Source organism: Microvirga aerilata (assembly GCF_016743775.1).
GTDB classification, from domain to species: domain Bacteria; phylum Pseudomonadota; class Alphaproteobacteria; order Rhizobiales; family Beijerinckiaceae; genus Microvirga; species Microvirga aerilata.
The window spans coordinates 1-23899 of record NZ_JAEQMY010000062.1; the positions used below are offsets into that span (position 1 = coordinate 1).

The following is a 23899-nucleotide window of genomic DNA, read 5'->3' on the forward strand; positions in this document are numbered from 1 at the left end:
GCGGCCGGCAGGTTGACGTGGGGAGCGTACTTGGTGGGGGCCTTGAACAGGCCGGCCAGCATGGCGGACTCGGCGAGCGTCAGCTCCTTGGCCGGCTTGCCGAAGTAGTACTCGGCGGCCGCCACCACCCCGTGGGCGCCGCCGCCCATGTAGGCGCGGTCGAGGTAGAGCTTGAGGATCTCGTCCTTGGTGAGGTGGAACTCGAGCCAGATCGCCAGAAAGGCTTCCTTGATCTTGCGCTCCAGCGAGCGCTCGTTGGTGAGGAAGAGGTTTTTGGCAAGCTGCTGGGTGATGGAGGAGCCGCCCTGGACCACGCCGCCGCCCTGGGCGTTGACCACGAGCGCCCGGAAGGTGCCGATGGGATCGATGCCCCAGTGGTCGTAGAAGCGCCGGTCCTCGGTGGCGAGGGCTGCCTTGACCATGTAGTCGGGAAAGTCCTCGAGCTTGTAGGAGTCGTCGAGGTTGAGGCCGCGGCGTCCGACCTCCTGGCCGTAGCGGTCCAGGAAGGTGACGGCCAGATCCTGTGTTTTGAGCCAGTCGTCCTCGGTTTCGCGAAAGGCCGGGAGCGCCAGCGCCAGCATCACGACGCCGCCGAGGAGGCCGAGGGTGGTGGCCTCGCTGGTGAGGTCGAGGAGCACGCGAGGGGCGCCGCGAAAGCGCAGGCCCTTCATCTTGTCCGAGTACCAGTCCCAGGCGCCGGCCAGGCCGCGTCCGCCCTGGAACAGGGCCGAGTTGAGCCAGGCGTCGAACCACAGCGCGCCGCGCTTGATCCGGGTCAGGAGGGAGGTAGGGGAATGCTGGCTCACGGCGGTCCTTCGGGGCAGGTCGGGCGTCCTGACATGCCTTGTTTATGATCGTTGTCTTCCTTACCGGCAACGCTTGAGCGTGGCGAGGCTGTTATAAATAACTCACAACCTTGTTTGTAGGTTCATAGAGATTTACCTCTTCGGAGATAAAGGTTTGTAGGCCGTGTGTTGTCGCACCTTCCTTCAAACCGCCTCAATGAGCGCTCAAAGAGCCCCCATGCCCCATACCGCCCCTGTGATCCGCCCCGAGCCGGAGGAGCACCCCTTCTGGCGCCTCAAGTCGCTCGAGGCCATGAGCCCCGACGAATGGGAGAGCCTGTGCGACGGCTGCGGGCGCTGCTGCCTCGTCAAGCTGGAGGACGAGGACACCGCCGAGGTGGCCTACACGGATGTGGGCTGCACCCTGCTGGACGACCAGACCTGCCGCTGCCGCGACTACCCGAACCGGCAGGCCAAGGTGGCCGATTGCGTGCGCTTGACCCCCGAGGCCGTGCGAAGCCTCTCCTGGCTTCCGCCCACCTGCGCCTACCGTCTGCTGGCCGAAGGCGAAGATCTCTACTGGTGGCACCCTCTCGTGTCGGGCGATCCGGAGACGATCCACGCCGCCGGAATTTCCGTGCGCGACCGGGTGGCCGGGCCGGAGGAGGATTTCACCGTCCGCGAACTCCTGGAGCGGATCGTCGGCTGGCCCGAGGACGTGCCCTCCGGCTGAGGCTCCAACAGCAAGAAGCGCCCTTGGCCGAGATCCATCCTGAACGGCTCGGCGGCAACTCTACGAACGAATAAATTCCTCAACGGGAGCGTCACTCCCTCGCAGGCAGGAGCCGCTACTCGGGCGTGGCGCCGGATTGGTCGCTTTCCCCCGGCACGGTCGTGTGCTCGCCCAAGGTTTCGCGAACATAGAGCTTCTTCACCAGCACGTAGGTGACGACGGCGAGAGGGAAGCCGAAGATCAGCCCTAGGGTGCCGAACAGGACGCTGCCGATCAGGATGGCGAAAAGGGCAAGCGCCGGGGGGATGCTGATGACGCTTCGGGCAACCAGGGGGAAGATGATGTTGCCTTCGATCTGCTGGATCGCCAGCACCGCCAGCACCGTCCAGAGCGCCGCCTCGCCGCTGACGCTGAAGGCGATCAGCACGGCGGGCAGCGCCCCCAGGATGGGGCCGAGGAAGGGGATGAAGTCGGCCAGGCCCGCGATGAGCCCCAGCGCCAGGGCCGAGGGCAGGCCGATCAGCCAGTAGGCGATGGTCGACAGGACGGCCACGCAGCTCATCGCGATCAGCTGCGAGGTCAGCCACAGCTTGAGGGCTTGGCCGGAGGCTTGCAGCGAGCTTTCCACCTGCTCGTGATGGCGGATGGGAAACAGCTTGACGAGCCCCTTCTCGTAGAGGCGTGGGGCTGCGGCGATGTAGATGCCTGCGATGACCACGAGGATAAAATCCGCAAGGCCATCCAGGATGACGCCGCCGATGCCCGCAAGGCGCGCAGCGATGCCACCGGTCGGCGCATTGTTCATGATCTCCGACAAATCGTCGCTCACGGTGCCGAGACCCAGATTCTTGGCGAAGTTGTCCAGGGCGAAAGGCAGCCGCTCGACCACGTTGGAGAACTGCGCGCGAACCTGGGTGCCGAAGAGCGCGATGATCGCCAGGAACACCACGAAGATGATGAGGGTTGCGACGGTGAGGCTCCATCGCCCCGGCACGCGCAGATAGCGCTCGAGCGCCTCGGCGGCCGAGTGCAGGAGGATAGCGACCAGAACGGCCCCGAAGGCGAGGAGCAGGACGTCGGAGAGCTTCCAGAGCAGGAGGGTGAACAGGACGAGGCCGATGGCAATCAGGATTTTCCGGATGAACTCGGCATTGCTTATCATTCCACGAAAGGAACGGTCCTGATCACTCATCGTTTACAATCCTGCTTCGTCCGTTTGGACAATCGAAACGGCGAAGCTTGGTTCCCATCATCGCAGGTGATGTATTGGCTGGGATCGTTTGGTCGCGGCAAAATAACTTGACTGTATTAGGATTGAAGAAGATTTTTAACCAAAGGAACGTAATTTATTCATCATGGTTGATATGACAAAGGAGTGTTGTGTTATGACCTCTAATGTCATCTGTTTTGTGCTGGGTACTGTGTTTCCTCTGGCGACCGTCGGCTGGCTTTTCGTGCATTGAATGCGCCGCAAAGTATTCGTGCCGTATCGTTTGGAGAAAGACTGAAGCAGCGTCGACCTTTAAGTAATCGAAAAGCCCGCCCGCTTGCTGCAGGCGGGCTTTTCGATGTTCTGCTCGGGTGAAATGAGCTAGCGAACGACTTCCGTGCAGGACTGGTTGCCCAGGGTGTCCACGGCGCAGGTGCGCTGGCGAATGGAGCCGGTGGTGGCAGGGTCCGGAACCACGACGACCTCGGAGCCTGATCGAGCCTTTGCATTCTGCTCGGCAGCCCCGCCTGCGATGCCGCCCACGCCCGCGCCGATCACGGCCCCGACAGGGCCGCCTACGATGGCGCCGGTAACCGCGCCCGTCGCCACGCCGGCCGCCGTGCCTTCCTGTGCAAAGGCCAGATGAGGAGCGAGCAGAAGAGCAGTGGCGGACAGTCCCAAAGCAAGTTTACGCATAACATGATCCTTCATCAGAAGATATTGGATGAAGAATGCCTTTGGAATGCTTAAGGTTCCCGTCTAGAGCCTAGGTTCCGAGTTCTCTACTTCGTGGCTGCTGCCGCACGCTTGATCAATTCTTCCCTGAGTGGAGCCGGCAGGTCGATTCCGGTCAGGCGCCATGTGGTGCCCCTCAGGCGCATGGTGACCCTGAACTGGCTGTCCTTTTGCGCATCGACAGGAAGAGGAATGGTAATGGCGCGGAACCCTTGCGACTCGGATGCGATGAAGGTGCGCCAGGCATTCTCGATGGAGCCGAGATCGAGGCGGATCGGGGAAGCGGGCACGCCGCCTGCGCCGGCAATCTGCCCATCGTCCAGCAGATCGATCACGGCTTGAGGCGTGATGAGCTCCTCCAGGACAGGATTGAGGGTGGCGGCGCCTGCCTGGCTTGCCGCCTGCTGGTCGAGGCCACCTAAGTCTTGGGTCTTGAGATATTCTCCGAGGATCTGCCGGGCGAGCGAGGCCCGAAGGGCGTTGAAGTTCACGCGTTCTGTGATCCGCGCCACATCTCTGGCCTCCACGGCTTTGGAGAGGTCGTAGAGGGCCACGAAGGGCGAAACCATGAAGATCGCCCAAGCCAGCAGGAGGAGAAAGCTGATGCGAAGTGTCCAACGCATGATGTTTTTATGATCCTTCGAGACGCGGCGGCATCGGCTCCTCTCCCTGAGCAGCCGCCTGCTGACATTCGCGACAGGAGCCCCATGTGGGCATGCTCCGGCCAATAAAAAAGGGCGATCACAGGATCGCCCTTTTTCAGGATGGCTATTGAGAAAGATCAGCCGCGGGCGCGGGCGCGAACCATGAAGGTGTCGTAGGCGTATTCGGCCACTTGGAACCAAAGATATTCTTCATTGCGGAAGGCCTTGATGGAGTCGATAGCCTTCTTGAAGTCCGCGTTCTTGGCCGACACTTCGTCATAGACCTCGTTGGTCGCCTTGAAGGCGGCTTCCATGATGTCCTGCGAGAAGGGGCGCAGCTGGGTGCCGGCGCCGAGCAGGCGGCGGAGCGCTGCCGGGTTGCGGGCGTCGTACTTGGCCAGCATGTCGTTGTTGGCGTAGCCCGCGGCCGTGGTCAGGATGGCCTGATAGGCCTTCGGCAGTTCTTTCCACTTTGCATTGTTGATGAAGAGGTGGATCGAGGGGCCGCCCTCCCAGAAGCCGGGATAGTAGTAGTACGGAGCCACTTTCGAGAAGCCGAGCTTCTCGTCGTCGTAGGGGCCGACCCACTCGGCGGCGTCGATGGTGCCGCGCTCCAGGGACGGGTAGATGTCGCCGCCCGGGATCTGCTGCGGCACGGCGCCGAGCTTCGCCAGAACCATGCCGGCGATGCCGGCGATGCGGATCTTCAGGCCCTGCAGGTCCTGAACGGTCTTGATCTCCTTGCGGAACCAGCCGCCCATCTGCACGCCGGTATTGCCCGCGGGCATGCCGTAGAGGTTGTGCTTGGCGTAGAACTCGTTCAGCAGGTCGTTGCCGCCGCCGTGGTAGAGCCAGGCATTCTGCTGGCGGGCATTGAACCCGAAGGGGGCCGCCGTGCCGAGCGAGAAGGTCGGGTCCTTGCCGAAGTAGTAGTAGGAGCAGGTGTGGCCCATCTCGATGGTGCCGTTGCCGACCGCATCGGCCACCTGGGGGGTGCCGACGATTTCACCGGACGCGAAGGGCTGAATCTGGAACTTGCCGTCCGTGGCTTCCGACACGTACTTCGCGATCACCTCGGCCGCGCCGTAAATCGTGTCGAGCGACTTCGGAAAGCCGGACTGCAGGCGCCATTTCAACTCCGGCATCGACTGGGCGATCGCCGGAGCGGCCACCGCGGTCGAGGCGGCGCCGACGGTGGCGGCCTGCAAAAACTGACGACGTTTCATCGAATCTTTTCCTCTCTGGATCGTGACTTTGGTCACTTGCGCCCTATTGACACCATCTGGCCTAGGTTCCGCAAGAAGCCTGGCGTTATTATCGACTAATGATCTATGCCCCTCTTGAAAACGGCCTCCGGCTTTGCTCAAGAAAGAGGCACGTCGACGGTGCAGACCACCCCGGCCGGCTCGTAGATCAAGCTCACGACGCCGTTGAGCTCCCGGGCAAGCCCCTCCTGGATCAGCCGCGACCCGAACCCCTTCCGGGACGGGGGAGACACCGGCGGGCCGCCGCGCTCCTCCCAGCGCATCGAAAGGCGTGGTTCCGTCGAACCCTCGAGAATGGACCAGGAGATGCGAACCCGGCCCTCGGGAGCCCCCAGGGCACCGTACTTGACCGCGTTGGTGCACAGCTCGTGCAGGGCCATGGACAGGCTCAGCGCCGTGGCGGGCGCAACGCGCAGATCCGTGCCGTCCACCTGGATCCGGCAGCCGTCGTCGGAGAGATCCGCATAGGGCGCGAAGGCCTGGCCTATGATTTCGCCGAGGCTCGCGCCCTCCCAGTTTTCCCGGGTCAGCGCATCGTGGCCCCGGGCAAGGGCGAACAGACGTGCCTCGAAGGCCGCGTAGGCTGCGGGCGGATCGTTCAGGCCGCGGGCCTTGAGGCCGCGAAAGCTCTGGGCCGCGAGGGATTGCACCGTGGCCAGGGTGTTCTTCACCCGGTGGTTCAGCTCGTTGATCAGGAGCCGCAGGTGCTCCTCGGCCCGCTTGTGGTCGGTGATGTCGATCTGGATGCCGTCCCACACGATGCCGCCGTTCTCCAGCCGCCGGGGCGTCACGATGATCCGGTGCCACCGGACCTGGCCGGTCTTCGCGTGCAGCATCTCGAACTCGGTCTCGAATTCCTTGAGCGCGCGATAACTCTCCAGCCGCCGGGCCAGCAGGTGCTGGCGATGTTCCGGCAGGATGAGATCGTAGAGCAGCCTGGGGTCGGCCTTGGCCTTCTCGGTGGGAACGCCGGTCAGGCTTTCGCAGGTCCTGGAGAGGTAGAGAACCTTCCGGTCCTTGTAACTCTCGGGATGGTTCAGCTGGTAGAACATGCAGGCCGGAGCGTTGTTGGCGAGCGCGCTCAGGCGGGCCTCGCTCGCGCGCAGCTCCTCCTCGGCGCGGCGGCGCTCCGTCCAGTCGCGGAAGCTGACGCCGAGGCCCCCGTTATAGGGAAAGACGTGAAACTCCAGAAAGCGTCCCTGAACGCCGACGGCCTCCGCCTCGAAGGATGCGGGAAGGTTTGAGGCAAAAACCTCCTCGTAGCGCCGCCGCAGCTCGGTTCCCTCCGATTCCGGGAACAGCTCCCAGATGCTCCTGTCGATCATCATCTGGCGGGGAACGCCGAAATAGGTCTCCGCCGCCCGGTTGATGTGGCGAAAGCGCCAGTTCCCGTCGAGGGAGTAGAAGGCGTCGCCGATGCCCTCCAGGAGCACGGAAAGCTGCGCGTTGACCCTGGTCTCGATCGTGTGGGCAAGGGCCTGCTGCAGGGCCTGGTCCAGCGCTCCCTTGGCGTCCGTTCGAGACACGGAGGCAGCGAGGTCGGTGTTGAGTTGCTGCAGGTTGACGGGGAGGGCCAAAGCGGGATTACGCATGCTTATGTGATGAAACTTGGTCACACTAACCGGTTGCCTGCAATGTAGCAACGCCCCTCAGGCCCGTGCGAGCACCAGGCAGTCGAGCACGGCCCCGTAATGGCAGGCCGCCGCCACCAGGACGAAGCCGTGCCAGATCGCATTCTGGAAGCGCAGGCTCTCCCAGAGGTGAAAGACCACGCCGGCCGTGTAGAGAACGCCGCCCGTGGCGAGAAGCCAGATCGTGGAGGCGGGGAGCGCGCCGAACACGGATTCGTAAGCCATGACGCCGCTCCAGCTGAGCAGCAGGTAGAGCACGACGGAGAGGCGGTCGAAGCGGCCCGGAAAGCGGAGCTTGAGCGCGATCCCGACCGCGGACGTGAGCCACACGCCGGCCAGCAGAACCGCGGCTTCCGCGCTGGCCTTCATCTGCGTGATGAACGGCGTGTAGGTGCCGGCGATCAGGAGGAAGATGGCCGAATGGTCGAACCGCCGCAGCATCCATTTGACCGGCGATGCGGGCCAGAGGTTATAGAGCGCCGAAACGGTGAGCACCGTCAGAAGGCCCATGCCGTAGACCAGAATGGACGTGAGCTCCCACGCTCCGACCACCGGGGCGGCCAAGGCGATCAGGACGATGATGGAGACGGTCCCAAGGACCACCCCGATGGCATGCACGATGCCGTCGGCGATAATCTCCGCCTTGTCGTAGTCCCATCTCACGTTCGTGACCTCTGCGGAAGGATTGGCTGCGGAATCCCACCGCAGATGTCGAGGCGTCGACGCGGCGGCATCTGGCAGAAAGCCTGACCCGGTTCATTGTAGAGCCGGCATGCGGGGGAGCCAGGGCCCGCGACAACCTTCCCGGTGGGGCGCCCCGCGCAGGCCGCCTGCCGGACGAGGCCAGCCCTCGCTCCCGGGATAGGGCGGTGGAGGTTCATGCGAACGGCTGCGCGGAGGCGTCCTGGCCCTCAAGGCCCGCCCTGATAGGCTCTGCCCACGGTCATGGCCTTACGGAATTCCTCGTCGCCGTCGATGAAGGCGTCCTCCGGGCCCGCGCCCACGGCGTCGAAGAAACGGCTGACGAAGCACCGGAAGGCGGCGCAGAGCGCAATGTCGCAGATCTGCCGGTCCGTGAACCCCACGGACCGCAGCCGGTCGATGTCCCCTTGAGTGACCCGGGACGCATCCCTCGCGATCGTCTCCGCATAGGCGAGCATCTCCACGTTCCGGTCCGGCAGGCCCGCCTGCCGGAAATCGCGCTGCACCGCGAGCACCGTTTCCTTGGAGCCCAGATCGTCGATCAGCTGCTTGGAATAGACATAGGAGCAATAGGTCGAGTGCGTGTGCTTTGCGGCAACCAGCGTGATCAGGCGCCACTCCCGCAGGCCCAGGGAAAACCCGGAACGGATCTTGTCGGAGAACTCGGTATAGGCCGGCAGCAGGTCCGGCCGGGCCGTAAAGGCTTTGGCGGCCGCCATGACGAAGCCGAGCTGCGCCTTCTGGGCCTCGTAGATCGCCGCGACGCTGCCGCTGGCTTCCTCTTCCCCGATCGTCTGCAGAAACATCGCTCTCTCCGGGTAAACCGTCCCGGGTGCAGCCTATCACAAGCCGAAGAGCCTTATGCTGCTCCGATGGATTAAGAGCAGGCGCAGGCTGGCGGCGGACGCCTCATGCACGGTCGAGGCACGAATGCCCGGACGAAGGGGCCTAGTTCTTCGGTACGCTGAAGGCTTCGGCGGCGCAGATCAGGGCAAAAAGCGCGATCACGCCCGCAACCTCGGCCAAGCTGACCAGTGTGGAAGACATGTCTCCGACAAAAGCGAAGGCGCCCGTTGCAAGCGCAATAACAGCAGCCCAAAACATCATGGGCTTTCTCCCGACATACCTTGGTGCGGCCTCATAACGGGCGAGATGCAAAAAAGTTCCTAACGCCACGCTGAAATATTCCTGAAGCCGGCCTTCTCGACAAGGGGCAGGGCACCACAAGTTAGCACCCCACAGCATAAAACGATCTGCAGTCCCGCTCATGCGCGCTCTCGCCGACTGTCTCGTGCCGAACCTCACCCTGCCGGACGCCTCCATCCTGGCGGTGACGCGCGGGGCATCCCTGCGCGAACGGGCAGTTCATGCGCGCTTCGTGCGGGAGATCCCGGCGTTTCACGAGATCGAGCAGCATCCTCCCGCGCAGGCGAGGCCGTGGACCGGGCGCTTCAAGGTGGCCGCCTTCAACGTGGAGCGCCTCAAGGACCGGGCCGGCGTGCGGGGCCTCCTGAGCGGGGCCGGGGTCGATGTCGCCCTGCTCAGCGAGGCCGATCTGGGCATGGCGCGCTCCGGCAACGCGCACACCGTGCGCAGCCTCGCCGGCGCGTCGGGGGAGGGGTATCTCTACGGCGTCGAGTTCCTGGAGCTCGACCTGGGGGGCGCGGACGAGATCCGGCAGCATGCGGGCGAGCGCAACTCCCACGGGTTTCACGGCAACGCCATCGTCACCGGGTTCGCCCTGGAGCGGCCGCATCTGATTCCCCTCGAGGAGGGCGGCCTGTGGTTTTCGGGCTTCAAAAGCGCGCAGCGGCGAATCGGCGGCCGCATGGCCCTGGCGGCGCGGGTGGCGGGCGCTCCAAAGCCGCTCTGGATCGTGGGAACGCATCTGGAAAGCAAGACCGATCCGGCCGACCGGCAGGCGCAGATCCAGGCCCTGCTGCGCGCCCTCGACCGGCTGGCGCCGAACGAGGCGTGCATCATCGGCGGCGATTTCAACACGAAAGCCCTGCCGCGCGGGGACGGCGAGCGGCATCTGCTGCTGGAGGCCCCGGAGCGGTACGAGCCTCTCTTCGCCGATCTGAGAAGGGCCGGATTTCGGTGGGCCGGGGCCAATCTGGCCCAGCCGACTCAAGGCCCCGGCCCCACGAACAAGCACGAGCCGCCCTTCGGCAAGCTCGACTGGATCGTCCTGCGCGGCCTCGCGGCCGAAAACCCGCAGGTGGTGGCGGCCCTGGATGCGCAGGGCAGGGCCGTCTCGGATCATCACATGATCACCGTGGATGTGGGTTTTTGAAGAACCCGGTTTCCGGTCGCGGCCCGAGGGCCGAGCCTTGGCCAGGAATGTTTGCTTTTGATCTGCCTCCCGTTCCGACTTTGTGCCTGCCGGAGCGCCATATTATCCATATTGTCCTCGTGGACGAGAACATCCGCGAACCGGTTCACCCGTCTCGAGCCTTGCCTTGCCCTGCCGGGCCGGTGCTGGGCTCGACTTACCGCCTCACCCTTCAGATTACCTCTTTTTCAGATTCACCTTGACAGCGTGACGCTCTTAGAGTACAAAACGTGAACACTGACGAAGTGTGAATGAAACCCCGCCCGCTTCACCGCTTCGTGCAAACCTCCGCCGCTCAAGCCTCGCTTGGGCGGTTTTTTGTTGGGTTGCCGCATGTATCCACGCAAAGAAATCTCGTCCGAGCAGCAGCAGAAGGCCTGGGAGCTTTACGCCTGCGAGCCCAGGAAGCACTTGGCCGACATCCAGGAGCTTCTCGGGGTCGCCCCAAGCACTTTCGTGCGGCTGCGCCAGCGCTGGGGCTGGCCGCCGCGCCATGCCGCCCTGGCGCAGAACGCGTTGAGCAAGGCCGCGAAGGACGAGGGCGGCGTCGCGGGCCTGGCCACGGCCGCGGCGGCCTCCTTGAGCGACGCGGCCCGCGCCCTGGCCCAGGCCACCCGGGCGCAGATCAACGCCCTCATGGACGAGCAGCGCACCGGCCACGCCGGGGATCACGACAAGACGGCCCGAAGGCTCGCGTCCTACGCCAAGACGCTGGCAGCCGCCCGGGCCCTTCTGGAACAGGAAGGTTCACCGCTCGATGACGCCGAGCACCAGCACAAACCCCGCCGCAGCCTCCACGAGCTCCGCGACGAGCTTGCTCACCACCTTGACCGGGTTATCGCGGAAGAGGAGGCTCGCGGACGCGACGGCCTCCTGGTCTGAAGAGGATTTCGAGGCCGTTCTTCGCCATTGGCCGATCCGCTGCCGGCCCGAGCAGCGCCAGCCGGGCTTGAGCCGGCATCACGACCCCTGGACCGTCTGGCTCATGCTGGGCGGGCGAGGGGCGGGCAAGACCCGCGCCGGAGCGGAATGGGTCCGGGGCCTTGCCCTGGGCGATCCCGATTTCGCGCAAGCACCGTTGCGCCGCATCGCGCTCGTGGGCGAAACGTTCGCCGACGCCCGCAACGTGATGGTGGAGGGGCCCGCCGGGATTCTCGCCGTCCATGCCCGCCACGAGCGCCCCGCCTGGTCGCCGTCCCTGCGCAAGCTCGAATGGGCGAACGGGGCGGTGGCGCACGTGTTCTCGGCGGAAGACCCGGATTCCCTGCGCGGCCCGCAATTCGAGGCAGCCTGGGCGGACGAGCTCGCCAAGTGGCGGCACGTGGAGGCCACCTGGGACATGCTGCAGTTCGGGCTGCGCCTCGGCGCGCATCCGCGCCAGCTGGTGACCACCACGCCCCGGCCGATCCCGCTCCTGAAGCGGTTTCTCGCCGACCCGACGGTAGCCGTGTCGCGGGCGAAAACCGCCGACAATGCGGAGAACCTGGCGCCCGCCTTTCTCGACGCGGTGGTCGGCCGCTATGCTGGCACGCGGCTCGGGCGCCAGGAGCTCGACGGCGACATCATCGAGGATCGGCCCGACGCGCTCTGGACCCGCAGTATCTTCGAGGCCGGCCGGATCGACGCCGCGCCGCCTCTCATGCGCATCGTCGTGGCGGTCGACCCGCCCGCCTCCTCGTCGAAGCGCGCCGACGCCTGCGGGATCGTTGCCGCCGGCATCGACGAGGGCGGTACCGCCTATGTGCTGGAGGACGCGACGGCCCAGGGGCTTAAGCCTCCCGAATGGGCCGCCAGGGCCGTGGCGCTCTACCGGAGGCTCCAGGCCGACGCGCTCGTCGTGGAAACCAACCAGGGCGGCGAAATGGCCACGGGCGTGATCCGCCAGGTCGATCCGTCGGTGCCCGTCGCCAGCGTGCGCGCCACGCGGGGGAAGTATCTGCGCGCGGAGCCCGTTTCGGTTCTCTACGCGCAGGGCCGCGTGCGCCATGTGGGAGCCTTGCCGGACCTCGAGGACGAGCTGTGCGATTTCGGTCCCGGCGGATTGACCTCCGGCCGCTCGCCCGACCGGATGGACGCGCTCGTCTGGGCGCTCACCGAGCTGATGCTGCGGGACAGGCGAGAGCCGCGGGTGCGGGTGCTGTAGGGCGCGTCAAAAAGAACGCCCCAGCCGAAGGCAAAAAGAACGCCCCAGCCGAAGGGTGGTGTTCACGCACATCTCCAGCCGGGGCGCCGTGACTCCCGTAGGGGCAAAAGATGGGGTCACGCACCATAAGCTAAGCCGTGCAGGCCTGCTATCAACACCACTGATGGGGTGAGCCTTCCGAGAAGGCGTAGGCCCTTTCGAGGCATCGCAGGGCGCGCGCAGCCGTTCCTGAGAGGGGAGAGCGTTCGATCGGGGCTCGACAAAGGCAGGGGCGGACGGCAGTCCATCCGTGCCTGTCCGCCCCGCCGTCTGCCTCTTGCCGTCCCGAGGGGACGGCAGAGCTCGAAACTGATGGTCGCGCCAGCCGGTTGGGAAAACCAGCCCGGCTGGCGCGTGAATGCTGCCGGGTGCCCCCGCAACACCTGAAGATTACCGCACGGTATGTGACCGGCCAATGACACGACGGCCGGAACTGCACGCTTCTTCATCAAGGGGTGCGGAAGTTGTGGCCATTCTGAAGCCCACGCGGGCAGAGGCTGCCATACCCGGCATACGCGGTGCGGGAAGGCGCTTCATGGCGTTGCGCGTGCGGGTGGATTCCCTTCCCCTCCGCTTTCGCTTCGGCCGGGAACGACACCCAGGTTAGTGCTCCGCTGTCATCCCCGGCGAGCCGAAGGCGAGGGAAGGGGATCCCCGTGCAGGCTCGGCAGAATGGACTCCCTGCGCCGGCGCTCCGGCCGGACGACTGTTTTTCCCTCTTCAGCCCCGCACCGGGGCAGGAGCTTCTCATGTTGAATCGATTGACCCGCTGGCTTCAGGCGCCCCCCGAGGCCAAGGCCTCCCGGGCGCAGGGCGCCATCGCGCTTTACGTCGCCGGGCACGCCGTGTGGACGCCGCGCGATTACGCGGCCTTGTCCCGCGAGGGATTTCAGAAGAACGCCATCGTGCACCGCGCCGTGCGGCTGGTGTCGGAGGCGGCGGCCTCGCTGCCGCTGGTGCTGAAGCAGGAGGGGCGGGAGCTGGATCGGCATCCGCTCTTGCAACTCCTGTCGCGGCCCAATGCCCGCGAAGGCGGGCAGCGATTTCTGGAAAGTCTTTATGGGCACCTGATGGTGTCGGGAAACGCCTATGTGGAGGCGGTGAGCCTCGACGGCGCGCCGCACGAGCTGCACGCGCTGCGGCCCGACCGGATGCGCGTGGTGCCCGATGCCGACGGCTGGCCCGCCGCTTACGAATACGCGGTGGGCGCGCAGGTTGTGCGCTTCGCACTTCGCGAGGAGGCGCTGCCCCCGATCCTGCACCTGACGCTGTTTCATCCGGCGGACGATCATTACGGTCTCTCACCCATGGAGGCGGCGGCCACGGCCCTCGACATACACAACGCGGCGGGCGCCTGGAACAAGGCGCTCCTCGACAACGCGGCGCGGCCCTCCGGCGCGCTCGTGGTCGGCGGCGCCGCGCTCACCGACGCGCAGTTCGGCCGGCTCAAAGACGAGCTCGAAACGAACTACCAGGGCGCCGGCAACGCGGGCCGTCCGCTGCTCCTCGAAGGCGGCCTCGACTGGAAGCCCCTGTCGCTCTCGCCCAAGGACATGGACTTCGTGGAGGCGAAGGCCGCCGCCCGCGAGATCGCGCTCGCCTTCGGCGTGCCCCCGCTGCTGCTGGGCCTGCCCGGCGACAGCACCCACGCCAACTACGCCGAGGCCAACCGCGCCTTCTACCGCCAGACCGTCATTCCGCTGGTGAAGCGCACGGCCGAAGCCCTCGCCCATTGGCTCGCGCCCGCCTACCGCGAGACGCTGCAGCTCGAGCCGGATCTCGACGCCATCGAGGCCCTGGCCGACGAGCGCGAAAGCCTGTGGCGCCGCGTGTCGGCGGCGGCGTTCCTCACCGACGACGAGAAGCGCGAGGCGGTGGGGTATGGGCGCGCCGCGGGCGGTAAGGGCAGGCGCAGGGGGCCGTGAGGGAGGGCTTGTGAGTTATCCCGGACGACGAAGACGATCCGGGATCGCGAGCAGGATGGAACGCTTATCTCTCTCCCTTCCGGGAGGGGGGATGCCCCGCATCACCCTCATGCTCCCCGAATAAGCCGAAGAGCGCCGGCTGTGCGCCCTATCCGCTCCTCATCGGGGCCCCGACGCCGTTTCTCACGTCCACCCTTTCCCCAACGGAGTTTTCCGCAGGAACAAACAATGAACATTTACGATCAGATCGCCGAAGCCGTCATCCGGCGCGGGGATCTTGCTCATCTTGCCCTGTTCGTCTGGGCGAGCGGGGCCTCCGCTTTGCTTGCCATGACTTTGCGCGATCTGTTCGCGGCCAACCGCCGCTTCGACGAGTTCGTGCGCGAGCTGTCGCTGTTCAACCGCCGCCATTCGGGAGATCCCTCATGACCCGCTCCATATCCCGCCCCCCGCGCAAGCCGAAGGCCGCGCGGGATGGGCAGAACCGGCCCGCGCTCGTCTTCCGCGACTTCGTGCGCCAGCTCGAAAAGCTCGATGCCAAGCCGCCGAAAACCGTTCGCGGGGCTCACCGATGAGGGCAGGTGTTTCCACCCCGCACGTTCCCACGACCCAGGAGAGGAAGCTGCTCGCCGAGCCCTTGAACGCCATCGACGCGGACGGCGTGTTCGAGGGCTATGCCAGCCTGTTCGGCGTGGCCGATCTCGGCAAGAACGTGGTCATGCCGGGTGCCTTCGCGGATAGCCTCAGGAAGCGCGGCGTGCCCGAGGTGCGGCTGCTCTGGCAGCACGATCCGGCCCAGCCCATCGGGCGCTGGCTCCACATCGAGGAGGACCGGCGCGGCCTGCGGGTGCGCGGCAAGCTCAATCTTGCGGTCGAGCGGGCGCGGGACATTCACGCCCTGATGCGCGAGGGGGCGGTCGACGGCCTCTCCATCGGCTTTCGCGTCGAACGGGCAAGGGCCGAGCGGCCCACGGGCCTGCGGCGCCTGGAGAAGCTCGACCTGTGGGAGATCTCCGTCGTGACCTTTCCGATGCTGCCGGATGCGCGGGTCGAGACCGTGAAGCACGCGGCGCCGAAACTCGCGGCGAGCATCCGGCGCGCGGCGAGCCGTTTGCTGTCCTGAGCCTTGTCCAAAGCGGCTGGCACAAAACGCTAAACACTCTCTGTGACCTCATCCTGAGGAGCCGCGTCAGCGGCGTCTCGAAGGAGGATCCAGTGCTCTCTGGAAGCCCCTTCGAGACGGATTGCCGGCACAATCCTCCTCAGGATGAGGGCAGAGGGTGAAGCGAGATGGAATTCCAATGCATCCTCACTCCGCACGCCGCTCCAGCCATTCCCCTCGGGGAAGTACGACCCCGCTCCGGCGGGGCTTTTTGTTGAAGCCTTTCCAACCTGATTGATTGATATGATCCCAGTTGTTGAAACGAAATCGGTCACCGACGACGTAGCCTCGGCCTTCGAGGATTTCGCCCGCGCCTTCGAGGCCTTCAAGGACGCCAACGATACGCGGCTGTCCGAGATCGAAACCCGGCTCTCGGGCGACGTGGTGACGGACGAGAAGCTCGCCCGCATCGACACGGCGCTTGACGACGCCAAGCGCCGCCTCGACCGGCTCGCCCTCGACCGCTCCCGTCCGCCCCTGGCGGGCCACCCGGAGCAGCAGCGCGATCCGGCCCAGGCCGAGCACAAGACGGCGTTCCACTCCTATATCCGCACCGGCGAGGCCTCGGGCCTCAAGCGGCTGGAGGAAAAGGCCCTGTCCGCCGGCTCCGGCCCGGACGGCGGCTATCTGGTGCCCGACACCGTGGAGCGCGAGGTGCTGCGCCGCCTGTCGGGGATCTCGCCGATCCGCGCCATCTCGTCGGTGCGGGTGATCTCCGGCGGCCAGTACAAGCGCGCCTTCTCCACCTCAGGCCCGGCCACCGGCTGGGTGGGCGAGACGGCGGCCCGGCCGCAGACGGCGAGCCCCACGCTCTCGGAGATGAGCTTCCCGGCCATGGAGCTTTATGCCATGCCGGCGGCGACCCAGACCCTTCTCGACGACGCGGTGGTCGATATCGACCGCTGGATCGCCGAGGAGGTCGAGGCCGCGTTCGCCGAGCAGGAGAGCACCGCCTTCGTGAAGGGCGACGGCATCAACAAGCCCAAGGGCTTTCTCGCCTCGGACACGGTGGAGGACCAGGCCTGGGAGTGGGGCAGCCTCGGCACGGTGCAGGCGGGCGGCGCCAGCTTCCCGGCGGAGAACCCCTCCAACGTGCTGGTGAACCTGATCTATGCCCTCAAGGCAGGCTATCGCCAGAACGCCGCCTTCGTCATGAGCCGCAAGACGCAAAGCGCGATCCGCCGGTTCAAGGACGACAACGGGCAGTATCTCTGGGCGCCGCCTGCGAGCGCCGGCCAGGCCGCGACGCTCATGGGCTTTCCCGTCGTGGAGGCGGAAGACATGCCGGACATCGCGGCAGGCGAATGCGCCGTGGCCTTCGGCGACTTCAAGCGCGGTTACCTGATCGTCGACCGGTCCGGCATGCGCGTGCTGCGCGATCCGTATTCGGCCAAGCCCTACGTGCTGTTCTACACCACCAAGCGCGTGGGCGGCGGCGTTCAGGATTATGCGGCGATCAAGCTTTTGAAGTTCGCGGCCTGATGGGCTGACGCGTGGGGCGCCCTGTCATCGGCGGCGAGCGTCAGCGAAGGAAGGGCATCCATTCACATGCGCGGTATCATGCGCGGTGTTATGGATTCCCTTCCCCTCCGCTTTCGCTCCGGCCGGGAATGACACCGGGGGCAGCACGACCCTGTCATCCCCGGCGCACGAAGCGCGGGAAGGGGATCCATGCGCCGAATGTGTGAGTGTGGATTCCCTTCCCCTGCGATGGCTTTCGCCATCTCCGGCCGGGAATGACACTGGGGGTGCCGCTAGGTCAGCGCCACGCCGTCGTACCCGTTCACATGCCGGCGATTCCGTTGAGGCCGCGCATGCTCGACACGATCCAGCCGAGATGCTCAACCACCGGGGTGACCGCCGTGAGGCCGCCGCAGGCGCTCGGGCGGGCGCCGCGCAAGGGTCCGCTCGACCAGCTGACGATGCCGTAGAGCTGATAGCCCGTTTGCGTGGCGGCCAGGATCGGCCCGCCGGAATCGCCCCGGCAGGCGCCCGCGCCGGTGGTCTCCGCGAGTCGGTTCCGGTCGACGACGATCAGGACACGATTGGCGACCTCGATGGGCCCGAGCGACACGAGATTGGTCTGGCGCAGGGTTCGCGCCGAACCCTTGAGCCGCTCCGACGACACGCCGAAGCCCGCGATGGTCACCGCATCGCCCACGTCGATCCGGCCTGATTCCGTTGGGTCAAGCGCCAGGAACTCGGGGCCGAACGGGCGATCGAGCTTGAGGATGGCAAGATCGATGCCGGGCTGCGTGCGCGGCGTGGTGCCGGGCACGAAGGTGGGATGGATCGCAAGGGCCGCCACGTTGAAGCGCTGGGGCCTGAAGGCTCTGGTGAGGGCGCTGATGCGATAGGCCGCGCGGTCCATCACGCAATGGGCGGCGGTGAGCACGAGATCGCGCCCGATGACGACGCCGGAGCAGAGCTCGCCCAGGGAGTTCTCGATGGACACCACCGAGCGCCGCAATCCGTTCGGATCGCGCGCGGTGGCGCCCTGCAGAATGGCCCAGGCGGGGCTTGCAAGGAGAGTGAGGACGGCAGCGGCGAGGATTGGCAGAGCGCGCATCGGTGAATATGCCGTGAGGGGAAAGCGTGACGGAGGGGGAAGACCTGGAAGCGGACGATGGTTCCGTTACATTGTGGTTTTCCCGTGTCAGCTGCCGCCCCACAGCACGATGCGATTCCAGCCCTTCAGGATCCGGTCGATCCACTCCCGCTGCGGGCCGACCAGAATGCCTTGCGTGAGGCCGCCGCAGCTTCTTCCTTTCGCAGGCGATGACCAACTTGTGATGGCCGCGACGGCCGCGCCCGACGCCATGGGGCCGCCTGAATCGCCCTGGCAGGCGCTGGCCGTGCCGGAGCCTTCCGCCCAGAGCAGGATGCGGCTGGGACCGTGGGGCTCCACCGCCGTGAGGGAGGCCGTGCGGAACGTGCCGGAGGTCTTCGCCTCGCCCTCGCGGGAAAGGCCGTAGCCGCCGACCACGACGGCGCTGTTCTCCGGCACCTTCGCCGCCGTGAGGGTTGCGCGCTCGAAGGGCGAGGGCAGGGCATCCGGAAGGCGCACGAGCGCGAGATCGATCGAGCGCTGGCGCGCCTCGATGGCCTTCGCGTTGTAGCCCGGATGCACGGCTTTCGCGGCGGGCGTGACCAGCACGGGCTCGCCCGTCCCGTCGCGGTAATGCACCCGGTGCTCGGCGGCGCCCGTGACGCAGTGGGCGGCGGTGAGCACCACGTCGCGGGCCAGCACCACGGCGCTGCAGACGCCGCCGTTCGAGCCCAGCACCATCACGCTCTGGCGGGCGAGGGGGCCCCGGTCCTCCGCGCCTCCGACGATGGCCCAGGCATTCGTCGGCCCGAGGGATGCGGCGAGGACGAGGGTGACGAGACGTTTCATGACCATGAAGGATTCCTGTAGCGATGATTCCCATATTCGTCGACGGCCCCGCCGTCGAGCCCGTAACGCTTAGCGACATGAAGGCCTATCTGCGCGCGGACGACGACCCCGCGCAGGACGACCTCATCGCAGGCCTCGTCAAGGCGGCGCGGCTCATGGTGGAGGCCAGCTCCCGGCGCATCCTGATCGCGCAGCGCTGGCGCGTGGTGCTGGACCGCTGGCCGCCCGGCGGGACGATCATGCTGCCGCTCTCCCCCGTTATGTCCATCGACGCCCTCCGGGTCGCAAACGCCGACGGCACGGCAACCGAGGTTCCGCCGGAGGCGTATGAAAGCGACCTGCTCGGCGATCCGCCGCGCGTCGTCGTGTCCGGGGCGCCGGAGCCGGGAAGGCCGCGACACGGCATCTCCATCGAGTTGCGGGCCGGATACGGCACTTCGCCAGAGGCGGTGCCGGCCACGTTGAAGCTCGCGATCAGGATTCTCGTCGCGCACTGGTTCGAGCATCGCGGCGACGTGGCGGGCGAACAGATCCTGCCGCCCGAAGCCTTCGCGCTCGTCGCGCCGTTTCAGCGGGCGCGGCTGTGATGGCGAACCTCCACTGTCGTCCCCGCGAAGGCGGGGATCCATAACCGCGGCGCCGCAAGAAGAGGAGAGCCGCGCAGCGCCTCGTTCTGCGCCGCTGGCGCCGCGGCTCGCTCATGCATTCCATCTCAAAGACACCCCCATGAAAACCAAACCCTTAGCGATCGGCGCGCTCGCGCCGGTTCGTGCTCGAATTGCCCCTCGAGCGTCCCGACGGATTCGGCGGCGTCATCCGCAGCTATGCGCCGGGACCGCAGCTCTGGGGCGCGATGGAAATGCTCACGGGCACGGAGCGCGTGCGCGCCGACAGGCCGGAGCAGAGCCTGACCCACCGGATCACCCTGCGCTACCGCGAGGGCGTGACGGGGGCCATGCGCCTGACCATAGGCCTGCGCCGCTTCGCCATCCGCGCCGCGTCAGACCCGGACGGATCGAAGCGCGATCTCGTGTGCCTCGTCGAAGAGGTGCGCCCATGACGAGCCCGGTTCTCGCCCTTCGCCGCGCGATCATCGACATCGCGGCGGCGGATGCGGAGCTGCGGGCGCTCATGGGCGGATCCTTGCGCCTCTACGACGAGCCGCCCCGCGCCGCCGAGCCCGTCTACGCGCTCTTCGGCGACGTCGCAGCCGCCGACTGGTCCACCGATGCCGATCGGGGTCACGAGCAGAATCTCAGCATCCTCGTGTGGTCGGAGCGCGGAGGCGCGCGCGCGGCCCTGGTGGTGGCCGAGCGCTTCGCCGCGATCCTCGACGATGCGCCGCTCGCGCCGGAAGGGCACCGCCTGATCAACCTGCGCGTCACCGAACTCGCCTGCGAACGCGACAAGGACAGCGGGCTCACCCGCGTCACGTTGCGCCTGCGCGCCGTGACGGAGGTGGCGTGAGGCCGCAGCGAAGGGAATCCATGGCGCAGTCCCTGCGGGTGGATCCCCTTCCCGGTCCGGCGGACCGCCGGGGATCACAGCGGAGAGCTGACCCCAGTGTCATTCCCGGCCGGAGCGAAAGCGGAGGGGAAGGGAATCCACAGCCACAGCACGTGCAAGTGGATCCTCTTCCCGCACTTCGTGCGCCGGGGATGGCAAGGCGCCTCGCAAGCAAACCGTTTCCCTCATTCGATAAAGGAATTTTCCCATGCCTGCTCAGAAGGGCAAGGACCTGCTCATCAAGATCGGCGACGGCAGCAATGCCTTCGTGACCGTGGCGGGGCTGCGCACGCGCCAGATCGCCTTCAACGCAGAGACCGTGGACGTGACGCACGCGGAATCCGCCGGGCGCTGGCGCGAATTGCTGGCGGGCGTCGGCGTGCGCCGCGCCAGCATCTCGGGCTCCGGCGTGTTCAAGGACGAAGCGTCCGACGCACGCATGCGCCAGGTCTTCTTCGACGGCGATATTCTCGCCTATCAGATCGTCATTCCCGATTTCGGCCGCATCGAAGGGCCGTTCCAGATCACGAGCCTGGAATATCGCGGCGACCACGCGGGCGAGGTCACCTTCGAGATGGCCTTCGAGTCGGCGGGTGCGCTCGCCTTCGTGGCGGTGTGAGCGATGTCATCCCCGGCGGCCGTAAGGTCGGGACGGGGATCCACGATCAAGTGCCGCCCTAGGGATTCCCTTCCCCTCCGCTTTCGCTCCGGCCGGGAATGACACTGAAGGAAGCGCCTCAAGGTCAGCACCACCCTGTCATCCCCGGCGAGCGCAGCGAGGGAAGGGGATGCGTGAACAACCGTGCTTGTCAGCGGATTCGCTGCGCTCCGGCCGGGATGGCGCTCCCGGCCATGACGGGTGCGGAAAACGAAACAGAAGGAAAAGCCATGCCCAACAGACGACGGGGCGAAGTGGCGCTGCAGCTCGGCGACACGCGCTACACCCTGTGCCTCACCCTCGGCGCGCTTGCGGAGCTGGAAGAGGCTTTCGGCGCGCAGGATCTCATGGCGCTTGCGGAGCGCTTCGGCAGTGGGCGTGTCTCGAGCCGCGACCTGCTCACGCTGCTGAGCACGGCCCTGCGCGGCGGCGGTCATGCGATGAGCGATGCGGATGTGGCGAACCTGCCGCTGCATGAGGGCATCGAGCCGGTGGCCGCGGCGCTGGCCGATCTTCTCGCCGTGACCTTCGGCGGAGGCGAGGGATCGCCAAACCCTCCTTAGCGCATCTTTCGGAATCGAACGATGCGCCGCTTAGAGAAGGGAGCATCGGATCGATCCGGAAGGTGGTGCCCGCCTTTGGGTCCGAGCCTGTCGCTTTTCCCTGGGAGGACGCCATGGCACTCGGGTTAAGCATCCTGCGGTGGAGCCCGGAAACTTTCTGGCGCGCGACGCCGCGCGAGCTGATGGCGGCCGGACAAGGATTGCTTGGCGGGAGAACGGTCGAACCTGCGGTAAGCGGCGATCTGAGGCGATTGATGGAGGCTTTTCCGGATGAGTGAGAAAGCTCTCTTTTTCGAGGGCTACACACCTCATCTGCATCGCTAAAGTTAGCTCAGCATCATACGTCCGGAAAGTCGTCAGTTGTTCCAAGGTAGCGAGCCCCTTTCGCTTCCATGCAGAGTACAAAGATTTTTCGCCAGTTTTCTCCAGCCGTGATGCTGTTTTTGGCCTGGATCGCAGCCTTTTCAGCCTCCAATTCGCACTCTGCTTCAGCTTGCGAATACTGCTGTTGAGACAAGCCTTGCCGGTTGAAAACAAAATCCGGCCTTGCCGTCGTGTTGCAGCCGGTAAGGAGCGCAAGTGCAAATACAAAAGGTAATAGAGGATACATCTTGGCTGATGATAACCAAATTTCCAAAGACAAATCTCCGAAATCAGAGATTGATAAGGATAGAGAACGCCAACTCAACACTCTCATCGGCCTCTCCGAACGGTTCGGTGAATCCCTGTCCAATGCTTTCGCGAAGAATATCTCGGAAGGCAAGAAATTTGATAACGTTCTAAAAGACGTGCGCAAGTCGTTCACAGAATTAGCGCTGAAGTCGGCCATGGCTCCACTACAAATGGCACTCACCCGTGGCCTTCAATCATTGATGGGAGGGCTGTTCGACAAGGCGCTGCCGGTGGGGCCCGATCTGTCCGGCGCAGGACAAAGCCTGAGCGGCGGGTTGTCGTCTCTTCTCGGCTCCCTGTTCGGCGCCGGCGGTCCGGCCCTCGCCAAGGGCGGCGTGCTCTCGCGCGGCATGCTGATGCCCTTCGCCAAGGGTGGCGTGATCGGCGCGCCAACTTACTTCCCCGTCGGGCGCGGGCTCGGCCTCATGGGCGAGCAGGGGGCGGAGGCCGTGATGCCGCTGGCGCGAGGCCCTGACGGGCGGCTCGGCGTGCGGGGCGGTGGGGGAGGGCGGCCGGTGTCCGTAACCGTGAACATCGCCACCCCCGATGCGGAAAGCTTCCGGCGCTCCGAGGCGCAGGTTTCGGCAGCATTGGCCCGCGCCGTCGCGCGGGGCCAGCGCGGGATGTAGACGCCCTCAGGCGTCCTGGCCGTCGAGCATCGCCATGATCTCGTCCTTGATCTGCAGGCGGCGGCGCTTGAGTTCGTCCTCGACCTCCTCTGGCTTCGGCTCCACCCGAGTCTCGACCCGGTGGATGGTGCGGTTCAGCTCGTTGTACTCGTCGTAGAGCCGCGCGAAGTGATTGTTGCTCGTCTTCAACTGGTGGATCCGGTCGACCTTGTCCGGAAAGTCGCCTGCGAGATCGTTGGGAGCGTTGCTCATCGCCTGCCGTCTCCTTGCCGTGCGAGTGGATGCCACGACAACCCACCCCGGCTTTTTTCGTTTCATGTTCACTGAGGATGGCCCATGGCATCCGATTTCCACGAGGTCCGCTTTCCCCTCGACATCAGCCTCGGCAGCCGGGGCGGGCCGGTGCGGCGGACCGATATCGTCACGCTCGCCTCCGGCCGCGAGCACCGAAACAGCCGATGGGCGGGCTCCCGCCGCCGCTTCGATGCGGGCCTCGGCGTTCGCACCCTCGATGCCCTGCACGCGGTGATCGCCTTCTTCGAGGAGCGGCGCGGCCGGCTCTACGGCTTCCGCTTCCGCGACCGCACCGACTGGCGCTCCGGCCCGCCCTCCAAGGAGCCGACGCCGCTCGACCAGCGCATCGGCACCGGCAACGGAGCGGAGCGGAATTTTCAGCTGGCGAAATCCTACGGCTCGTCCTTCGCGCCCTACAGCCGCCCCATCGTCAAGCCCGTGGGCGGGACGGTGCGGGTCGCGGTGAACGGGATCGAGCAGCCGGTGGGCTCAGGCTTCAACTGCGATCCCGCCACCGGCATCGTGGCCTTCACGGCCGCGCCGCCTGCGGGCGCCGTCGTCACCGCGGGCTTTGCCTTCGACGTGCCGGTGCGCTTCGACACGGACGAGCTCGACATCGATCTCTCCACCTTCGACGCCGGCGGCATCCCGCAGATTCCGCTGATCGAGATCGTTCCTTAACCGTGCCGCCACTGTCACCACTGGGCCGCTTGAGCGGAGCCCGGGACCCATAACGGCTGGCGGCGCAGAACGAGGCGCAAAACTGAGCGCCTCTTCATGAGACGTCGTGGTTATGGATCCGCTGAGTTCACGTGTGAAGTGCAACACCTGCTAAGGTGTTGCCGCGATGGGACAAACTTACAACCACTTG

General features: G+C 66.0%; 30 protein-coding genes. 17 read left to right on the plus strand and 13 right to left on the minus strand.

Going from position 1 to position 23899, the window contains the following annotated elements; translation table 11 throughout:
• The coding region (locus tag JKG68_RS24310; protein ID WP_202063923.1) for a transglycosylase domain-containing protein at positions 1 to 806 on the minus strand (806 nt) is incomplete at its 3' end.
• Positions 807 to 1023: 217 nt separating this feature from the next.
• On the opposite strand from JKG68_RS24310, the gene JKG68_RS24315 reads away from it, so the two are divergent.
• Entirely contained in the window at positions 1024 to 1518 is a 495-nt protein-coding gene (locus JKG68_RS24315) for a YcgN family cysteine cluster protein (RefSeq protein ID WP_202063924.1), read from the plus strand.
• 115 nt (positions 1519 to 1633) lie between these two features.
• Here the strand turns inward: JKG68_RS24315 and JKG68_RS24320 are convergent, their stop codons facing one another.
• The 8 genes from JKG68_RS24320 to JKG68_RS24355 all read right to left on the minus strand — a co-directional run bounded on the left by JKG68_RS24320 (position 1634) and on the right by JKG68_RS24355 (position 8974).
• A complete protein-coding gene (locus JKG68_RS24320; RefSeq protein WP_202063925.1) occupies positions 1634 to 2710 on the minus strand; it encodes an AI-2E family transporter in 1077 nt (358 codons plus the stop codon).
• 399 nt (positions 2711 to 3109) lie between these two features.
• Positions 3110 to 3424: a glycine zipper domain-containing protein gene (locus tag JKG68_RS24325; protein ID WP_202063926.1), complete on the minus strand. Its 315-nt coding sequence runs from the start codon at positions 3422 to 3424 to the stop codon at positions 3110 to 3112.
• Between the two features lie 86 nt (positions 3425 to 3510).
• Positions 3511 to 4086 (minus strand): DUF2939 domain-containing protein, encoded by a 576-nt coding sequence (locus tag JKG68_RS24330; RefSeq protein WP_202063927.1) that lies wholly within the window; start codon positions 4084 to 4086, stop codon positions 3511 to 3513.
• Between the two features lie 158 nt (positions 4087 to 4244).
• Entirely contained in the window at positions 4245 to 5333 is a 1089-nt protein-coding gene (locus JKG68_RS24335) for a TRAP transporter substrate-binding protein (RefSeq protein WP_202063928.1), read from the minus strand.
• Between the two features lie 137 nt (positions 5334 to 5470).
• Positions 5471 to 6964 (minus strand): sensor histidine kinase, encoded by a 1494-nt coding sequence (locus JKG68_RS24340; protein WP_202063929.1) that lies wholly within the window; start codon positions 6962 to 6964, stop codon positions 5471 to 5473.
• 57 nt (positions 6965 to 7021) lie between these two features.
• Positions 7022 to 7666: a PAQR family membrane homeostasis protein TrhA gene (trhA, locus tag JKG68_RS24345; RefSeq protein ID WP_312890949.1), complete on the minus strand. Its 645-nt coding sequence runs from the start codon at positions 7664 to 7666 to the stop codon at positions 7022 to 7024.
• A gap of 248 nt (positions 7667 to 7914) precedes the next feature.
• Positions 7915 to 8511, minus strand: a complete 597-nt coding sequence (locus tag JKG68_RS24350) for a carboxymuconolactone decarboxylase family protein (protein ID WP_202063930.1) — start codon at positions 8509 to 8511, stop codon at positions 7915 to 7917.
• 142 nt (positions 8512 to 8653) lie between these two features.
• On the minus strand, positions 8654 to 8974 hold the full coding sequence (locus tag JKG68_RS24355; RefSeq protein ID WP_202063931.1) for a hypothetical protein: 321 nt from the start codon (positions 8972 to 8974) through the stop codon (positions 8654 to 8656).
• Between JKG68_RS24355 and JKG68_RS24360 the strand changes: the two genes are divergently transcribed.
• The 8 genes from JKG68_RS24360 to JKG68_RS24395 all read left to right on the plus strand — a co-directional run bounded on the left by JKG68_RS24360 (position 8973) and on the right by JKG68_RS24395 (position 16791).
• Complete coding sequence (locus JKG68_RS24360) at positions 8973 to 10001, plus strand: endonuclease/exonuclease/phosphatase family protein (RefSeq protein ID WP_202063932.1); 1029 nt, start codon at positions 8973 to 8975, stop codon at positions 9999 to 10001. The two genes, JKG68_RS24355 and JKG68_RS24360, sit on opposite strands and share 2 nt — an antisense overlap.
• Positions 10002 to 10373: 372 nt before the next feature.
• On the plus strand, positions 10374 to 10922 hold the full coding sequence (locus JKG68_RS24365) for a hypothetical protein (RefSeq protein WP_202063933.1): 549 nt from the start codon (positions 10374 to 10376) through the stop codon (positions 10920 to 10922).
• Complete coding sequence (locus JKG68_RS24370; protein ID WP_246515804.1) at positions 10867 to 12183, plus strand: DNA-packaging protein; 1317 nt, start codon at positions 10867 to 10869, stop codon at positions 12181 to 12183. The genes JKG68_RS24365 and JKG68_RS24370 overlap by 56 nt, the downstream gene beginning before the upstream one ends.
• Positions 12184 to 12971: 788 nt before the next feature.
• Entirely contained in the window at positions 12972 to 14147 is a 1176-nt protein-coding gene (locus JKG68_RS24375) for a phage portal protein (protein ID WP_202063934.1), read from the plus strand.
• Positions 14148 to 14375: 228 nt separating this feature from the next.
• Entirely contained in the window at positions 14376 to 14576 is a 201-nt protein-coding gene (locus tag JKG68_RS24380; RefSeq protein WP_202063935.1) for a hypothetical protein, read from the plus strand.
• On the plus strand, positions 14573 to 14722 hold the full coding sequence (locus JKG68_RS24385; RefSeq protein WP_202063936.1) for a hypothetical protein: 150 nt from the start codon (positions 14573 to 14575) through the stop codon (positions 14720 to 14722). The genes JKG68_RS24380 and JKG68_RS24385 overlap by 4 nt, the downstream gene beginning before the upstream one ends.
• Entirely contained in the window at positions 14719 to 15270 is a 552-nt protein-coding gene (locus JKG68_RS24390; protein ID WP_202063937.1) for an HK97 family phage prohead protease, read from the plus strand. The genes JKG68_RS24385 and JKG68_RS24390 overlap by 4 nt, the downstream gene beginning before the upstream one ends.
• Positions 15271 to 15552: 282 nt before the next feature.
• The gene (locus JKG68_RS24395; RefSeq protein ID WP_202063938.1) at positions 15553 to 16791 is read left to right on the plus strand and encodes a phage major capsid protein; all 1239 of its coding nucleotides are present in this window, start codon (positions 15553 to 15555) and stop codon (positions 16789 to 16791) included.
• 301 nt (positions 16792 to 17092) lie between these two features.
• Here JKG68_RS24395 and JKG68_RS24400 read toward each other — a convergent pair whose 3' ends face one another.
• Entirely contained in the window at positions 17093 to 17878 is a 786-nt protein-coding gene (locus JKG68_RS24400; protein WP_202063939.1) for a S1 family peptidase, read from the minus strand.
• A gap of 87 nt (positions 17879 to 17965) precedes the next feature.
• Entirely contained in the window at positions 17966 to 18712 is a 747-nt protein-coding gene (locus JKG68_RS24405; protein ID WP_246515805.1) for a S1 family peptidase, read from the minus strand.
• Positions 18713 to 18729: 17 nt separating this feature from the next.
• On the opposite strand from JKG68_RS24405, the gene JKG68_RS24410 reads away from it, so the two are divergent.
• From JKG68_RS24410 to JKG68_RS24435, 6 genes are all read left to right on the plus strand, one after another.
• Entirely contained in the window at positions 18730 to 19293 is a 564-nt protein-coding gene (locus tag JKG68_RS24410) for a head-tail connector protein (RefSeq protein WP_202063940.1), read from the plus strand.
• Positions 19294 to 19475: 182 nt separating this feature from the next.
• Positions 19476 to 19766, plus strand: a complete 291-nt coding sequence (locus tag JKG68_RS24415; protein ID WP_202063941.1) for a phage head closure protein — start codon at positions 19476 to 19478, stop codon at positions 19764 to 19766.
• A complete protein-coding gene (locus tag JKG68_RS24420) occupies positions 19763 to 20173 on the plus strand; it encodes a DUF3168 domain-containing protein (RefSeq protein WP_202063942.1) in 411 nt (136 codons plus the stop codon). The genes JKG68_RS24415 and JKG68_RS24420 overlap by 4 nt, the downstream gene beginning before the upstream one ends.
• Positions 20174 to 20420: 247 nt before the next feature.
• Complete coding sequence (locus JKG68_RS24425) at positions 20421 to 20831, plus strand: phage major tail protein, TP901-1 family (protein WP_202063943.1); 411 nt, start codon at positions 20421 to 20423, stop codon at positions 20829 to 20831.
• A 269-nt stretch (positions 20832 to 21100) separates the two neighbouring features.
• Positions 21101 to 21433, plus strand: a complete 333-nt coding sequence (locus JKG68_RS24430) for a gene transfer agent family protein (RefSeq protein ID WP_202063944.1) — start codon at positions 21101 to 21103, stop codon at positions 21431 to 21433.
• Positions 21434 to 21498: 65 nt separating this feature from the next.
• On the plus strand, positions 21499 to 21711 hold the full coding sequence (locus tag JKG68_RS24435) for a phage tail assembly chaperone (RefSeq protein WP_312890951.1): 213 nt from the start codon (positions 21499 to 21501) through the stop codon (positions 21709 to 21711).
• Positions 21712 to 21770: 59 nt separating this feature from the next.
• On the opposite strand, the gene JKG68_RS35175 is transcribed toward JKG68_RS24435, so the two are convergent.
• On the minus strand, positions 21771 to 22262 hold the full coding sequence (locus tag JKG68_RS35175; protein ID WP_246515812.1) for a hypothetical protein: 492 nt from the start codon (positions 22260 to 22262) through the stop codon (positions 21771 to 21773).
• Here JKG68_RS35175 and JKG68_RS24445 point away from each other — a divergent pair.
• Positions 22261 to 22734, plus strand: coding sequence for a phage tail tape measure protein (locus tag JKG68_RS24445; protein ID WP_417560989.1), 474 nt, complete (start codon positions 22261 to 22263; stop codon positions 22732 to 22734). The two genes, JKG68_RS35175 and JKG68_RS24445, sit on opposite strands and share 2 nt — an antisense overlap.
• A gap of 6 nt (positions 22735 to 22740) precedes the next feature.
• On the opposite strand, the gene JKG68_RS24450 is transcribed toward JKG68_RS24445, so the two are convergent.
• Entirely contained in the window at positions 22741 to 22986 is a 246-nt protein-coding gene (locus tag JKG68_RS24450; protein WP_202063947.1) for an HP1242/YdcH family protein, read from the minus strand.
• Positions 22987 to 23070: 84 nt separating this feature from the next.
• On the opposite strand from JKG68_RS24450, the gene JKG68_RS24455 reads away from it, so the two are divergent.
• On the plus strand, positions 23071 to 23709 hold the full coding sequence (locus JKG68_RS24455) for a DUF2460 domain-containing protein (protein WP_202063948.1): 639 nt from the start codon (positions 23071 to 23073) through the stop codon (positions 23707 to 23709).
• Positions 23710 to 23899: the final 190 nt, after the last annotated feature.